The organism is Bacillus chungangensis (assembly GCF_030812995.1).
GTDB classification, from domain to species: Bacteria; Bacillota; Bacilli; order Bacillales; family Bacillaceae_C; genus Bacillus_CF; species Bacillus_CF chungangensis.
In genome coordinates this window covers 21,930-37,522 of sequence record NZ_JAUSTT010000028.1, presented here as the reverse complement: position 1 = coordinate 37,522, position 15,593 = coordinate 21,930, and the positions used below count along the sequence as shown (strand labels likewise).

Annotated in this window: 13 protein-coding genes; 12 read left to right on the top strand and 1 reads right to left on the bottom strand. The window is 38.8% G+C overall.

Features of this window, described 5'->3' with window-relative positions:
• The 11 genes from J2S08_RS18550 to J2S08_RS18500 all read left to right on the top strand — a co-directional run bounded on the left by J2S08_RS18550 (position 1) and on the right by J2S08_RS18500 (position 12,524).
• Complete coding sequence (locus J2S08_RS18550; RefSeq protein ID WP_307232200.1) at positions 1-594, top strand: nucleoside recognition domain-containing protein; 594 nt, start codon at positions 1-3, stop codon at positions 592-594.
• Between the two features lies 1 nt (position 595).
• On the top strand, positions 596-1,129 hold the full coding sequence (locus J2S08_RS18545; protein WP_307232198.1) for a spore maturation protein: 534 nt from the start codon (positions 596-598) through the stop codon (positions 1,127-1,129).
• Positions 1,130-1,309: 180 nt separating this feature from the next.
• Complete coding sequence (locus J2S08_RS18540; RefSeq protein ID WP_307232195.1) at positions 1,310-2,038, top strand: pseudouridine synthase; 729 nt, start codon at positions 1,310-1,312, stop codon at positions 2,036-2,038.
• A 210-nt stretch (positions 2,039-2,248) separates the two neighbouring features.
• Positions 2,249-2,782 (top strand): thiol-disulfide oxidoreductase ResA, encoded by a 534-nt coding sequence (gene resA, locus J2S08_RS18535; RefSeq protein WP_307232193.1) that lies wholly within the window; start codon positions 2,249-2,251, stop codon positions 2,780-2,782.
• Positions 2,783-2,800: 18 nt separating this feature from the next.
• The gene (gene resB / locus J2S08_RS18530) at positions 2,801-4,459 is read left to right on the top strand and encodes a cytochrome c biogenesis protein ResB (protein ID WP_307232191.1); all 1,659 of its coding nucleotides are present in this window, start codon (positions 2,801-2,803) and stop codon (positions 4,457-4,459) included.
• A gap of 58 nt (positions 4,460-4,517) precedes the next feature.
• Positions 4,518-5,642: a c-type cytochrome biogenesis protein CcsB gene (gene ccsB, locus J2S08_RS18525; protein WP_307232239.1), complete on the top strand. Its 1,125-nt coding sequence runs from the start codon at positions 4,518-4,520 to the stop codon at positions 5,640-5,642.
• A 422-nt stretch (positions 5,643-6,064) separates the two neighbouring features.
• The gene (locus tag J2S08_RS18520; RefSeq protein WP_307232189.1) at positions 6,065-6,781 is read left to right on the top strand and encodes a response regulator transcription factor; all 717 of its coding nucleotides are present in this window, start codon (positions 6,065-6,067) and stop codon (positions 6,779-6,781) included.
• Positions 6,778-8,571 (top strand): ATP-binding protein, encoded by a 1,794-nt coding sequence (locus J2S08_RS18515; RefSeq protein ID WP_307232187.1) that lies wholly within the window; start codon positions 6,778-6,780, stop codon positions 8,569-8,571. The genes J2S08_RS18520 and J2S08_RS18515 overlap by 4 nt, the downstream gene beginning before the upstream one ends.
• A gap of 789 nt (positions 8,572-9,360) precedes the next feature.
• Positions 9,361-9,885, top strand: a complete 525-nt coding sequence (locus tag J2S08_RS18510; RefSeq protein WP_307232185.1) for an RNA polymerase sigma factor SigX — start codon at positions 9,361-9,363, stop codon at positions 9,883-9,885.
• A 5-nt stretch (positions 9,886-9,890) separates the two neighbouring features.
• Complete coding sequence (locus J2S08_RS18505) at positions 9,891-11,063, top strand: hypothetical protein (protein WP_307232183.1); 1,173 nt, start codon at positions 9,891-9,893, stop codon at positions 11,061-11,063.
• A 399-nt stretch (positions 11,064-11,462) separates the two neighbouring features.
• Complete coding sequence (locus tag J2S08_RS18500) at positions 11,463-12,524, top strand: M23 family metallopeptidase (RefSeq protein ID WP_307232181.1); 1,062 nt, start codon at positions 11,463-11,465, stop codon at positions 12,522-12,524.
• 107 nt (positions 12,525-12,631) lie between these two features.
• Here J2S08_RS18500 and J2S08_RS18495 read toward each other — a convergent pair whose 3' ends face one another.
• A complete protein-coding gene (locus tag J2S08_RS18495) occupies positions 12,632-13,132 on the bottom strand; it encodes an inorganic diphosphatase (RefSeq protein ID WP_307232179.1) in 501 nt (166 codons plus the stop codon).
• A 601-nt stretch (positions 13,133-13,733) separates the two neighbouring features.
• On the opposite strand from J2S08_RS18495, the gene glmS reads away from it, so the two are divergent.
• On the top strand, positions 13,734-15,527 hold the full coding sequence (gene glmS, locus J2S08_RS18490) for a glutamine--fructose-6-phosphate transaminase (isomerizing) (RefSeq protein WP_307232177.1): 1,794 nt from the start codon (positions 13,734-13,736) through the stop codon (positions 15,525-15,527).
• Positions 15,528-15,593: the final 66 nt, after the last annotated feature.

Sequence of the window (15,593 nt, the reverse complement as noted above, 5' to 3'; positions counted from 1 at the left end):
ATGGTGAATTATATTTGGGTCGGGATGATGATAATAGGTTTCCTTTTTGCCATTGTGAATGGCACGATGAATGACGTCAACGCAGCTATTTTTGAAGCCGCTAATGAAGCAGTTGTATTATGTATAGGTTTAATAAGCATTCTTGTTTTTTGGTTGGGAATGATGCGCATTGCACAAGATTCTGGACTTTTAGATAAGATGTCAAAACTCTTTTATCCAGTAATCAAACGGCTGTTTCCTGATATACCAGAAAATCATCCTGCGATGGGGTATATCTTATCTAATATGATTGCGAATATGTTTGGCTTAGGAAATGCAGCGACACCTTTAGGAATAAAGGCGATGGAGCAGCTTAAAGCCCTTCATAATGGGAGTACTAGTGCAAGCCGCTCTATGATCACTTTCCTTGCATTGAATACATCTGGGTTAACGCTTATCCCTACGACTGTCATTAGTATCCGTATGACCTATGAGTCGGTGTCTCCTACAGAGATTGTCGGTCCAACCTTAGTGGCAACTTGTACTTCAACACTTGGCGCTATTTTAATTGATCGGTATTTTTATTATCGACGAACACGTAATGGAGGGAAATAAGATGGAATGGATTACAGCGATATCGATTTGGATTATCCCTCTATTAATTGGTATTATTTTGTTGCATGGTACGTGGAAAAAAGTTGCAGTCTATGAGAGTTTTGTAGAAGGGGGCAAAGAAGGCATTCAGATCGCACTATCCATTATCCCTTTTTTAGTTGGAATGCTCGTTGCCATCACGATACTGCGTGCATCAGGAGCGTTGGATTTCTTTATTTCTTTAGCAGAACCAGTTTTATTGAGACTGGGAGTACCTTCTGAAATCGTGCCGCTTGCAGCAATTCGGCCAATATCCGGCAATGCAGCCCTAGGTGTCATGAGTGATATCATCGCGACGCATGGACCAGACTCTTTCATTGGCAGAATGGCCTCAACGATACAAGGAAGTACAGATACAACGTTATATATTATAACCGTTTACTTTGGTGCAGTTGGCATTAAAAAGATGGGAGATGCACTAAAGGTTGGTCTTTTAGCTGATTTAGTCGGTATTACAGCGGCAATTGTCATTATTTCCTGGATGTTCGGTTCTTAGCAGCCGAACATTTTTATTTGAAAAAACAAAAATAGTGAATGATAGATTGCAACTTCTAAACCTAGAAGTCATTATTTTTTTAAAGCAGTATGATTTTGTAAAGAGAAGATTCTTTGATTTTTATCATTCATATGTAATAATTCATAAAGGATACAAGTTCATAATGTAGAGGTGAAAAAGTTGGAACGTTTACAAAAGGTCATTGCTCAGGCTGGGATTGCTTCTCGTCGAAAAGCAGAAGCATTAATTTTAGAAGGAAAAGTTCGTGTGAATGGCAAGGAAGTAAGAACGCTAGGTACAAAAGTAAGTGAGAGTGATCGCATTGAGGTGGAAGGCATCCCAGTTGAGAGAGAGGAAAAGGTTTATTTGTTATTTTATAAGCCCCGCGGCGTCATCTCTTCTGTTCATGATGACAAAGGACGCAAGGTCGTAACAGATTACATTGGCATGTTTGAAGAACGCATTTATCCTGTTGGCAGGCTTGATTATGATACATCTGGCCTTTTACTGCTCACAAATGATGGCGCCTTTGCCAACCTGATGATGCATCCGCGCTATGAAATTCCGAAAACCTATATTGCCCGCATAAAAGGGATTCCTACTCGTGAAGCATTAGACAAGCTTCGAAAAGGAATCAAGCTAGAAGATGGCATGACAAAGCCGGCAAAAGTAAAAGTAGTAAAGCGCGATCGAAAGGGTCAGCATGCAATTATTGAGCTTACCATTCACGAGGGACGCAACCGTCAAGTCCGCAGAATGTGTGAGGCGATAGGCCATCCAGTTGAAAAGCTGCGGCGAGAACAATTTGCATTTTTACATTTGCGAGGACTAAATGCAGGTGATGTAAGGCCTTTAACGCCTCATGAGGTAAAGCAATTAAGAGCACTTGCTGAATCAGGCAGTATGTAGACCGTGCATACTCCTCGCCAAAGATTTCACATAACCTTCATAGAGTCTTCACAAGGCAGATTAGAGATAATGATATAATGAAAAGCAAAATCTGTCGTATTTAATATTGAGAGTGTGTAAAAGTAGTTTTGTGTTTTGTCATATATGATGTTCATTTTGAACGATCAAGTACTATTTACATACATCGTTGATGAGGGGGTTTTGGGGGATATGGCTCAAAAAAAGCAACGTCGTTTTATCATGAGAAGTGTGATTCTTTCTGTATTAGCTATTGCTATTATCTATGTCGTTTATGCGAATTTTACGAAAGATGAACGCGGAAAATTAAAGGTTGGCGATCAAGCGCCTGATTTTGTTCTAACAGATGTTGAAGGCAATAAGCATCGATTATCTGATTATCGAGGCAAGGGAGTATTTCTTAATTTTTGGGGGACGTGGTGTAAACCATGTGAAAAGGAAATGCCTTATATGAATAATCAATATAAAGTATTTCGCGATCAAGGGGTGGAAATATTAGCTGTCAATGTCGGCGAGTCTGATTTTGCTGTTAATAAATTTATTAACAAGCATGATTTAGTCTTTCCAGTTCTCATTGATAAAAAGAAGGATGTGCTCCAGACTTATGGGATTGTTCCACTTCCAACAACAGTGATGATCGACCCGAATGGGAAGGTTACACATATTTCTAAAGGTGAATTAACGGAAAAAAATATTGAAGCATTAATGAAATCCGTAATGCCTTAATAATGGGGGGAGTGGCAAATGAAACAAATGATTAAATGCGAATGTGGTCATGTGAATCCCCATGGAACCATCCTCTGCGAATCATGTGGGAAAGCGCTGACAGAAGAAGCAAAAAAAGAAACGCTGCATGATATGCGCTATGAGGGTACAGCGAGGCGATCGCAAACATACAACAGAACAATCATTGATAAGATTTGGTCTTTCTTCTCATCTGTCAAAGTTGGTGTGTGGCTTATTGTCATTACATTGATTGCTTCTGCGCTTGGAACTGTTTTGCCGCAAGAGATGTATGTACCAGGAGCAACACCCGCTGAGATTGCCGATTATTATGAAACACAGTATGGCTGGTTCGGCAAACTATATTATCAATTAGGATTTAACGATTTATATGACTTGCTATGGTATAAACTGCTTGTCGCTTCCATTGGCGTCTCTCTCGTTATTTGCAGCCTGGATCGATTTGTGCCTTTATATCGTGCATTAAAGAATCAGCGTGTGACACGAAATGAAGGTTTTTTAAAAAGACAGCGTCTTTACAGCTATACCGAGACAGTACAAGCGGATGCAATTTTTGCTCAAGCGAAAGAAAAACTGCAAGTAAAACGCTATCGAATTCGTGAAGAAAATGGCAATATTCTTGCTGAGAAGGGACGTTTTTCACGTTGGGGTCCTTACGTTAATCATATCGGGCTCATTATTTTTTTGATCGGCATATTGTTGCGCTCCGTACCAGGTATGTATGTAGATGAACTTCTCTGGATTCGAGAGGGAGAAAAAAAAGTGATCCCTGGTACAAATGGTGAATATATGCTGGAAAACAAAAAATTTATCGTTGAAGTGTACGATAAAGAAACAGATAAGGAAGTATTTGGGGAAGCCATTGATCGTGTTGGAGTAATAGAGAAAAATTTCCAAACAGATGCGATTCTTTATAAACGTACAGATGATGGTCTGCCGGGAGAAGATAAATTTGATCAAGAAAGAGAAGTTGAAATTCGTGTAAATGAGCCTTTGAAATTCGATCATTTTGCAGTCTATCAAATGTCTTACAAGCTAAATGAAATCGAAGCAATGACGTTTGATTTAGTCAAAAAGCAGACAGAAGAGTCATTTGGCACTGTTACGATTGATCTTTTTAATCCGCAAGACGAGTATGATCTTGGCAACGGCCGAAAAGTGGAGTTAATGGGGCTGTATCCTGATTTTTCTGGGTTTGCCAGCAACGGCGAACCGCAGACAGCATCTCCAGTTCCAAATAATCCAGCATTTTTATTTAAAATGACCAGCCCAGAGCATCCTGATGGGGAAGTTAGTTTTGTCGCGATTCAACAGACAGTAGAACCATTGGGAGACACGGAGTATAAAATGACTTTTAAAGGAGTCGACACAAGAAACGTTTCTTCTTTAACAATTCGCAAAGACTTAACGCTATGGCTGCTTGGAATCGGAGGGTTTATTTTTATGTTTGGGGTTGTGCAAGGAGCATATTGGAATCATCGCCGCATTTGGCTGCAAAGAAATCAAGATGGCATATTGCTAGCTGCACACACAAACAAAAACTGGTATGGATTAAAGCGAGAATTGGAGTTCATGATGAAAGATACAGATCTACAAGCACCAGTTGATCAACAAGAATTAAAAAAACGAAAAGAAAAGGGGGATCAAGTTGGCAACTAATTTAACACAAGTAAGCAGTGCTTTGCTATATGCAGCTTTTGTTTTATATCTATTAGCAATGCTCTTTTTTGGTGGATCAATTCGCCAGAAAAAGGATGAACGGGAGATTCCGAAAACGAATCGCTGGTCAACGATTGCAATGATGATCACAATCATGGGTTTTATCTCCCAACTAGGCTATTTTATCACTCGTTGGATCGCTGCTGGCCATGCACCTGTTAGTAATTTCTTTGAGTTTGGTACGTTTTTTGGCATGATGTTGGTAGGAGCCTTTATCGTTATCTACTATATTTATAAACTGTCAGTCTTAGGCTTATTTGTGTTGCCGATTGCGACTTTAATCATCGCTTATGCAACGATGTTTCCGCGTGAAATCAATCCTTTAGTGCCATCTTTGAAGAGTTCATGGCTCTATATTCATGTAACGACGGCTGCAGCTGGGCAGGCAATTTTATCGCTTAGTTTTGTCGCAGGATTAATCTATCTATTGAAGTCTGTCAATCAATCTGTTAAGAGCAAAAAGACCTTCTGGCTTGAAGCAATCATGTACACGTTGGTGCTTACTATTGGATTTATTGTTGTTTCCATTTCTTTTTCGGCAGTAGATTACAAGGCTTCATTTAGTTGGGTGAATAAAGAAGGACAGCAAGTAGAAATGGAATATCAAATGCCTGCTATTGTCGGACCTCATGAAGGCCAACTCTTAACTGCCGGAAAATTTGAACCGCTCCTTGAGATGCCAGCGATTATCAATGCACAAAAATTAAATACCAATATTTGGAGCCTTCTAGTCGGCAGTATCATTTATCTTTTGATTCGTCTCATTGCGAGGAAAAGAATCGGTGCATTGCTGCAGCCGTTAACTAAAAAGGTTAACTTGGATTTAGTAGATGAAATTGGCTACCGTTCTGTATTAATCGGCTTTCCGATTTTCACGCTTGGCGGTTTGATTTTTGCGATGATTTGGGCGCAAATTGCGTGGTCTCGATTTTGGGGATGGGACCCTAAAGAAGTTTGGGCGCTCATTACATGGTTATTTTATGCTGCATTTCTTCATTTACGTTTGTCGAGAGGTTGGCACGGTGAAAAATCAGCTTGGCTAGCAATCATCGGTTTTGCTATTATAATGTTTAATTTTATTGTCGTGAACCTAGTGATTGCAGGCTTGCATTCATATGCTTAAATATGTATGAATGATTGGGCTGTCTCAAATAATATTGAGACAGTCTTCTTCATTTTTAAAAGTAAATTTCATTATTTCATTCAAGTCTTTACGTTCGATGTTAATAGTACGAAAAGTGTGAAAGTGTTTTTTTTAAAAGTTTTTGCATTTGAGCTCTGTCCATGTCGAGATATATAATGAAGAATGGCGATTCATTAATCATTGCAGAGATTCAGTGGACTTTTATCATTAGATGGGATAGACTCCCATCTAATAGCGCTATATTAACGATAACTGTAAAATAAAGTGAGAATTTGCGGTATTTTGATTGAGAACTGTACAAAACGGAGGTCATACTTTAAGTAAAGCCTCTTTTCTTATACAATAGGCAATAGAAGTATATAGATGTTGTTCAAACGTCTGAGGAAGGGAAGAAGTGAAAAATGGAACAGGATATTAACATTCTAGTAGTCGACGACGAGGAAAGGATTCGTCGTTTGCTGAAGATGTATTTAGAAAGGGAAAAGTATATCATTGAAGAAGCTGCTGATGGTGACGAAGCCTTGAAGTTAGCGCTGGAGAAAGAATATGATGTCATTCTCCTTGATTTGATGATGCCCGGCAAAGATGGGATGGAAGTTTGCAAAGAACTGCGTGAAAAGAAATCAACACCTGTTATTATGTTGACAGCAAAAGGGGAAGAAACAAATCGTGTACAAGGCTTTGAAGTCGGTGCTGATGATTATATTGTCAAACCATTTAGTCCTCGTGAAGTCGTGCTGAGGGTAAAGGCTTTATTAAGAAGGGCATCGAAAACAAGCTATTTACATACAGATACAACAGCTAAGGATGTTATCGTTTATCCTCATTTAATGATTGATAATGATGCTCATCGCGTCACTGCTGATGGAAAAGAAGTAAATCTGACGCCAAAAGAATATGAATTGCTATACTTCTTAGCAAAGTCGCCAGATAAAGTCTTCGACCGTGAACATTTATTAAAAGAAGTATGGCATTATGAGTTTTTCGGTGATCTTCGTACGGTTGATACCCATGTTAAAAGATTGCGGGAGAAATTAAACCGTGTATCTGAAAGTGCTGCAAAAATGATTGTGACTGTTTGGGGAGTAGGCTATAAATTTGAGGTCACAAATGAATGAAGCTATGGCGGAGTGTAGTAGGCAAGCTATGGATGACGATTCTTCTTCTCGTCGCATTCGTTTTGTTTCTATTAACGATTTTGTTGTTGGAGTTTTTCGAGAACTATCATGTGAACCAAATTGAAAAAGATTTAACAGAAACAGCCCAAAAAGTTGCATTTTTAATTGAATCGCATCCAACTGATGAAGTTGGAAATGCGATTGCATTTGAAATCGTTGACGAGACAACACACGTAATGATTGCTTATAACCGGGATTATTTTTTATACTCACCGTATAAAGAGTCGATTCCCGGTATTGATAAAGACCTTATCATGAGTGATGCTGAGCTTGCAAGTGTGTTTTCAAAAAATATCATTGTGAAAAAAGAAATGACGATTCCTGATCAAGATGTAAAGAGGAATCGTGATAAAAATGTGCTGATTACTGGTGTTCCTTTAAACATAAAAGAAGACGAGCAAGGTGCTGTTTTTATTTATCAATCGCTTGGTGTACTGCACGAAACAACATTGCAAACAACGAAGCTTATTGTATTGGCAGCTGGTATTGCCATTGTTTTAACAACTTTTTTTGCTTTTTTCCTATCTACAAGAATTGCCGCTCCACTACGAAAAATGCGGGAGGCGGCTTTTGAAGTGTCCAAAGGAAAATTTGACACAAAGGTTCCAATATTAACAAATGATGAAATTGGTGAACTTGCGACAGCTTTTAATCAAATGGGCAGGCAGTTAAAATTTAATATGAACGCACTCCGTCAAGAAAAAGAGCAGCTTACGAGTATATTAAGCAGCATGGCGGACGGTGTCATCACTTTTAACAGAGATGAAACGATATTAATAACGAATCCGCCTGCAGAACTATTCTTGCAGCAGTGGTACTTTGAACAGGAAGAAAAAACAAATTTGTCTGCTCCGATTGAATTATTAGCGTTGCTAAAGAAAGTGTTTGAAACGGAAAAAGAACAAACAGGAGAGTTAGTAGTGCAAGGGCGCTCATATGTTGTCATTGTCAGTCCATTGTACAATCATAAGCATGTACGGGGAGCAGTTGCTGTTGTTCGTGATATGTCCGAAGAACGAAGATTAGATAAGCTTAGAATCGACTTCGTTTCTAATGTTTCACACGAATTAAGAACGCCAATCGCTATGCTGCAAGGATATAGTGAGGCTATTATTGATGATATGGCAACAACAGAAGAAGAACGGAAAGAGATCGTGAAAATCATTCATGATGAGTCGATGCGGATTGGCCGCCTCGTGAACGAGTTGTTGGATTTAGCACGGATGCAGGCTGGCCATACCACCTTGGTGAAAGAAATAATAAAAGTGAAGCCTTTTTTAGAGCGTATTACCGTCAAATTTCAAGGGCTGGCTCGTGATAATGATGTTCATTTATCTTATCATACCACTGATCCAGGCGGGGTGATGTCTGTAGATTCAGATAAGATGGAGCAGGTACTGACCAATTTAATAGATAATGCCATTAGACATACTGGAAAAGATGGCAACATAACCGTCGCGCATGAGGAAACTGATACAGCGATCACGATTGCTGTTAAGGATGATGGGTCAGGAATTTCAGAAGAGGATCTTCCATTTGTGTTCGAGCGTTTTTATAAAGCGGATAAAGCGAGAACGCGGGGAAGATCGGGAACCGGTCTAGGACTGGCCATTGCAAAAAATATTGTAGAAGCGCACAATGGCAAGATATCTGTAAAAAGCAAGCTTGGACAAGGAACGACATTTTCTATCAGTTTACCGAAAAATGAGGACTTAGTCATAAAACAGTAATATTAATTTAGAGGCAGTTGAGGACAGTTGCATCTTTCCATGATATACTGAAAAAAGTTTCAAAAAGACTGATGTAAAAGAAACAAAGCTTACGAGAATGGAATATACAGAATGCATTGATTTTTTTTTAATCGATTGGATATAGAGAACGATTTTAATGGGAGTATGACAACAAAGGCGTATTACGATACAGAAATTCGACAGTCATGAAAAGATAGTTTTTTTGAATATCTCTAAAAGAATAGAGAAATATGACGAGTAATCTTGTTCCATGAGAAACATTGAGCTCAGTGAGGGAGACGCTTCACTGGGCTTCACTTTATCCCACATCTAACTGGCAAGTCAGGCCGACAGGACAAGGAAAGCTTCGGCAGTGATACATCGCACGAAGAAAAAGCGCTTTTCTTTTTCGAGGACGCCTGCGATCTTAGCCTTTGTTCTACTTCTTATCAGTGGGGATGAGAGAACCCCCCCACTCATGAAAGTTTCACTTTATCTCCATTTAATTGTTCTAAAGGCAAGAAAGTGGAAGTTTTTTCAGCTTCCAGTTTGGTTTTTGCCAGTCTTATAATAAGAAGAACGTTAAAAAATATCGGAGGATAAGGAATGACAGGAGAGAAAAGTATCACTTCATCCGGCAATTAATACTCTATCATGATGGGGTTGCCTGCTAAGATGAAAAAGAATATCCTTTGTTTTTGGAATCAGTACTTCATTACTAGAAACTTCATCTTTTTGTAACTTTTTTTTAAAATGATCGACTAATTGAATAACGGGGGAGGAGTATTAATGAACTCCGTTTTAGAAGAGATATATGAAAGATATCACTCAGATTTATTTCACTTCTTAATGTATATGGTGAAAAATCGGGAACAGGCGGAGGATCTTACACAAGAAGTGTATATTAGAGTGTTAAAGTCTTATCGTCATTTTGAGGGGAAAAGCACAGAAAAGACATGGTTGATAGCGATTGCTAAAAATGTTGCGATTGACTTTTTTCGAAAAGAAAAAGGCTGGAAAGGCAAAATCCAAGAAGCATTTGACTGGGATCATGATCAAATTAAAGATGATATTAATAAAATACCAGAAGAAATTGCACTACAAAATGAAGAAATTAGGATGCTCTACCATTCTTTAGATTATTGTACGTTGGATCAAAAAATGGTTATCGTTATGCGGTACTTGAATGAGATGAGTATTCGCGAAACAGCTGAAGTACTTAAATGGTCAGAGAGTAAAGTGAAAACAACCCAGCATCGGGGGATAAAAACCCTTCAAAAAGCGATGAATGAAATAAAGAAGAGAGGGGAGTAGAGCGGATGGCTAAAGAAGAGTATCAAGAACATGACATCGAACATCTTCTACAAAAAATGCCTCGTCTAAAAGATAACCTCCTTAAAGAAGAAATCTTCCAAGCTGTTGAAAGGAAAATGAATAAAAAGAAACGATATCGACCATTATTGGTTCCTATATTTGCGTCGATTGCAGCTATTTTTTTCCTCATTTTATTCATTCCTTCTATTGTACAGAAAGAGGATACTGATCTTTCAGCATCGAAAGACGCAAAGGTGGGACCGTTTAGTGCTGCAACGGAGCGGATGGATAGCGCCTTATCAAATGCACAAGATAAAGCAATAAAAGAATCCGTTGTATTAACAGATGCAACGGTCAATAAAACGGCCGTGTATAAAGATCATCTTACTCAATATGATGTGATAAATTATGGTTTTATCACCGAGGATGCAATCACTGTTCCAATAAGTGTAATGATGCCTAAAGAAGCAAGAGAAAATAGCTGGGAAGCGCAATTTAAAGAAGTTGCTGAAAAGCTGCCATTGGAAGAATGGGGCTTTTCTGAAACACCACCTCAGTTTTATGAGGAAGTAAATATGGAGAAGAATAATGAGGAGATTTTTCTCCATTTAAAAGAAAATGTAGATTATTTTATCTACGGAGAACATAATTTTTGGAACGCATTGCAATACAGTTTTCGTTATCAAGATGTAAAAGCTGTGAACATCTCAGATGAAGAGGGAAACATCCTTAACTTCGGGAATATGGGTAAAATCGGAAAAATAGTTATTGACCATACACCACACACTAATTATTATGCTTATACTTTAAAAAATGGTGCAACGTATGTCGCGCCATCGGAATTATCTTATTCATCATTAGCAGAAGCGTTAGAAGCAATGAAAAATACACCAAATGACTTTTATGAACCTTTACTACCGAAGGAAGTGGCATTATCGGTGATTGAGCAAGAAAATCATCCGCCAATTATTCGTTTTCGCTCCCACTATGACCTAATGAATGGTGATAAGACACAGCAGATGAGAATGATGGAAGGAATTCTATTAACTGCAAAGGACTTCGGCTATGAAGAGGTCGAATTTCAAAATTTGTCCCCCGAAGAATGGGGTGGATTTAATTTTTCTGAGAAAGTGGAAGTTCCATACTCACCTAATCGTATGTTGTTTGAAACAAAATAAAGTATACAATGCTTAAACGAGGATGGGGTTTCTAGGCTTTTGAAGTGAGGAAGTTACTTTAAATATCAATATCTTATATAGAAGAGCTGCTCCTTTATTGGGAACAGCTCTTTTTTTGTTTAAAGTTATTTTAAAAGTAACAAAATGGAAATGTGATGCGTTATTTCCTCATTTCTTGCTCCTACAGCAAATAAACGATTCATACCTTTTGTTCGGCTTAACCCTTATTTTTATGATTAATTGTATAAAAATGGACTTTTTACAAAGAATAGCGCAATAAAGAGAATGATAACACTCCATTTTTTTACATGATCATTCAAAGTCTTTAAAATATGTGGTCTATATATATCCTAGCTTTCATATGATGATTGAAAACGATGCAGCTCAGGAGGGAATAGAGTGCAGGATTATCTCAAACGTTTTTTTGTAGCTGTGATTATGGGACTTTTTATTACGATTCTGTTTATTAGTGGACGAGCTTATGCTAATAGCGATGTTCAGGAAGCAACCCATGATTGGATATTTCCTACAGAGGGAACGATTTCCGACGTTTTCCATGCTCGTCAACATACGCATAAAGGGATTGACATTGCTGGGGCGTTAGGAACACCTATCTATGCTGTAGATGAAGGAACGGTAATCAAATCATATTATTCTGAGTCGTATGGCCATGTCATCTTCTTGCGGCATCATAATGGCTTGGAAACAGTTTATGCCCACTTGGATACAAGAAGTGTAGACGAGAACGAACAAGTAGCACAAGGACAAATGATTGGTGAAATGGGGAACACCGGGAATTCAACAGGTGTTCACCTTCATTTTGAGATACATAATGGTGAATGGACAATTGATAAAATACATGCAATTGACCCATTCTTAGTGTTTGGCAATGGTAACATTGGCGATGTTGTCTATGCCCTTAATCATGACCCATACTGGACAATTCCTGCTGCTGCTGTTGCTTATGAACAGGAAGAGCAAGAGGAGGAGCAGATTGATGACGATCATCATGTCGATGAAGCATTAGAAGATATAACAGAAGAACAATTCGAGGATGTCATTTATCAACAAGAAAACGCGAAGCAGCCTGAAACTGACGGGAGCGCTGAAGAAAATGCAGCCTCTGACAATGTTGAACAAGAAGAAGCAGATATGAATAAAACAGATGTCATGCTTTATGATGTAGCAAAGGGAGATACGTTGTGGAGCATTGCTGCTGAGAATGAAACGAGTGTTGAACTGATAAAGGAAGTGAATCATTTAGAAAGTGATACGATCCATCAGGAGCAGATCCTGATTATTCCAACTAAAAATAAGCATGAATATGTTGTAAAGCAAGGAGATACATTAACTAAAATTGCAGAGCATTATCAAGTGTCTATTGATGATCTGAAAGAATGGAATGAATTAGAAGATGATGTTATTTTATCTGAAGACACGTTACTGATTAAAGGAGAGTAAGGATTTTTAACATTTCTACATGTAAAAAAGCTCATTCCTCTGTATGAATGAGCTTTTTTATCATGATAAGCATCCTGTAAGCTTCTCCCGCCTCATTAATGCTTGTATTACTTTTGCTTTTCCGCATAGCGTTTCTTGCATTCTTCAACTAAAGCAGCAGCAGCTTCGGCGCCTTCCCATTTGCCAATTTCTGTTTTCTTTCCTTGCAAATCTTTATAGCGTTCAAAGAAATGAGCGATTTCCTTTAGACGATGCTGCGGCAAATCTTCTAATGTTTTTATTTCATCAAAGCGTGGATCTTCAACAGGAACCCCAATTAATTTTGCATCCTCTTCTCCACTATCAATCATGTTTAAAAATCCAATTACACGTGTATCAATGATACATCCAGGAAAAGTAGGATTGGATACGAGAACAAGAATGTCTAGTGCATCGCCGTCTAATGCTAATGTGTTTTCGATGAATCCGTATTCTGCTGGATAAAACATTGGTGAAAACAACACGCGGTCAAGCTTAAAAACTTTACGTTCCTCGTCAAATTCATATTTGTTTTGGCTGCCTGTTGGTATTTCAATAAAAGCTTCTACTACTTTATTTTCAAAAGCCATTTGTTTTCCTCCTTAAAATCGCTATGTATAAGAGGTTGTCCGAAATCTTTTCGAACAAGCACTACTACTCATTTATTATAGTAAAATGAACTGCAACTCGCAAATAAAGTGGAAGTAGAAAATGGAAAATTTCTTCATTAGGGTTTTTTCAAGTTAAAAAGGATGTTCTCGAAAAAGAAAATCGTTTCTTTTTCGGGGGATGTTGGTGTAAACTCTTATCTTAAGAAAAGTTAGATGTGGTTATGGAAAATTCCTCATGATGAAAAAAAGATTGACAATGGAAAATTGTTGATTGTAAAATGAAGTGTACTTTTGTACATCATTCTTGAAAGGAGGATCGTAAGACAATAGATTTAAAAAAGCGCCAGAACAAAGCTTTGAACGACAAAATGCTTTGTTGACGAGGTGGAGGATAATCGAATTTTCGGCGGGTACCTCCCGATTGCAGCACACAGTCGAACGCTTTTTCTCAAAACATTAGGGCAACTTGATGGACAAATGGAAAAGCATGTGCGTGAATATTAAATTTAAAACAGCTATGAAAGAACAGGGGTAAGAATGCCCCTGGTATTCCTGCCCCTATCAACGGGAGGAAAATAATATGTGCGGAATTGTTGGTTATATAGGAAGTCAAGATGCTCAGGAAATATTGTTAAAGGGATTAGAAAAGCTTGAATATCGAGGTTATGATTCGGCTGGCATTGCGTTAGCGCATGACAATGGTATTACAATAAGCAAAGAGAAAGGCCGGATTGCTGATCTGCGAAAAATAGTAGATGCGCCCGGACTTGCTACGGTTGGCATTGGGCATACACGATGGGCAACACACGGAGCGCCAAGTCGTTTGAATGCTCATCCCCACCAAAGCAGCAGCGGTCGCTTTACAATTGTGCACAACGGTGTGATTGAAAACGAAGCAGAGCTAAAACGTGATTACTTATCAAAGGTTGCATTGCAGAGTGATACTGACACAGAAGCAATCGTACAGCTAGTGGAGAGATTTGTGAATGAAGGTAATTCGACTGAAGAAGCATTCCGGTTGACATTACAGCTGCTTCATGGCTCTTACGCACTAGCGCTTCTTGATGCTGCAGATACGGAAACGATATATGTGGCAAAAAATAAAAGCCCACTGCTCGTCGGTCTTGGAAAAGATGGAAATGTCATCGCTAGCGATGCTGCTGCTATGCTGCACATGACAGACCGTTTTTTAGAAATCATGGATGAAGAAATGGTGATCGTCAAAAAAGACAAAGTGACTATTCAGAAACGAGACGGTTCTGAAGTGAAGCGTGCCGAATTCATTGTAGAACTGAATGAAAATGAATTGGACAAAGGAACATACCCGCATTATATGTTAAAAGAAATCGATGAACAACCACTTGTTGTTCGCAAAATGATGGAAGCCTATCTGAATGAAGATGGCAAGCTTTCTATTGATGACCAAATTATTCAAGCAATGAACGAAACAGATCGTATCTATATTATCGCTTGCGGAACGAGCTACCATGCAGGGCTCGTCGGTAAACAACTGATTGAAAAACTGGCTCATGTTCCAACAGAGGTGCATATTGCAAGCGAGTTTAGCTATAACATGCCCCTCCTTTCCAAAAAACCATTTTTTATCTTTATTTCACAAAGCGGCGAAACAGCCGATAGCCGAGCGGTTTTAGTAAAGGTGAAGGCATTAGAATTCCCGACATTAACGATAACAAACGTTCCACATTCAACCTTGTCCCGCGAAGCAGACAATACACTCTTGCTACACGCTGGACCTGAAATTGCAGTTGCATCGACAAAAGCCTATACAGCTCAAGTAACTGTTCTTTCTATTCTCGCTAACATGATCGCAAAAGACAAAGGAATCGAGAATTTAAGCTATGAACTTGCCATTGCTGCCAGTACAATGGAAGTTCTATGCAACGAAAAGAAAAAAATTGAACAGCTGACACAACAATTTTTGACGGCCTCAAGAAACGCATTTTTTATTGGCCGTTCCATCGATTACTACGTTGCCCTTGAAGGCGCACTAAAACTAAAAGAAATATCCTACATCCAAGCAGAGGGATTTCCTGGCGGCGAACTAAAACATGGGCCGATTGCCTTAATCGAAACAGGAACACCTGTTATTGCACTGACAACACAAGCAAACGTCAACGCAAGCATCCGCAGCAATATCAAAGAAGTGGAAGCGCGAGGCGCCAATACGTGCATCATCTCTATGGAAGGTTTGGAAGAAAAAGGCGACAAATTCGTAATCCCAGCGGTTCAAGAACTATTGACACCACTCGTTTCTGTCATACCGCTGCAGCTTCTCGCTTACTACGCAGCGCTCCAGCGCGGCTGTGACATTGACAAACCGAGAAACTTAGCGAAATCGGTGACGGTGGAGTAGAAGATTTGTTGGCGTGAAGTTTGTTGTAGATTTGAAATAAAGTTCGATAATTTTGTGGAATTTAAA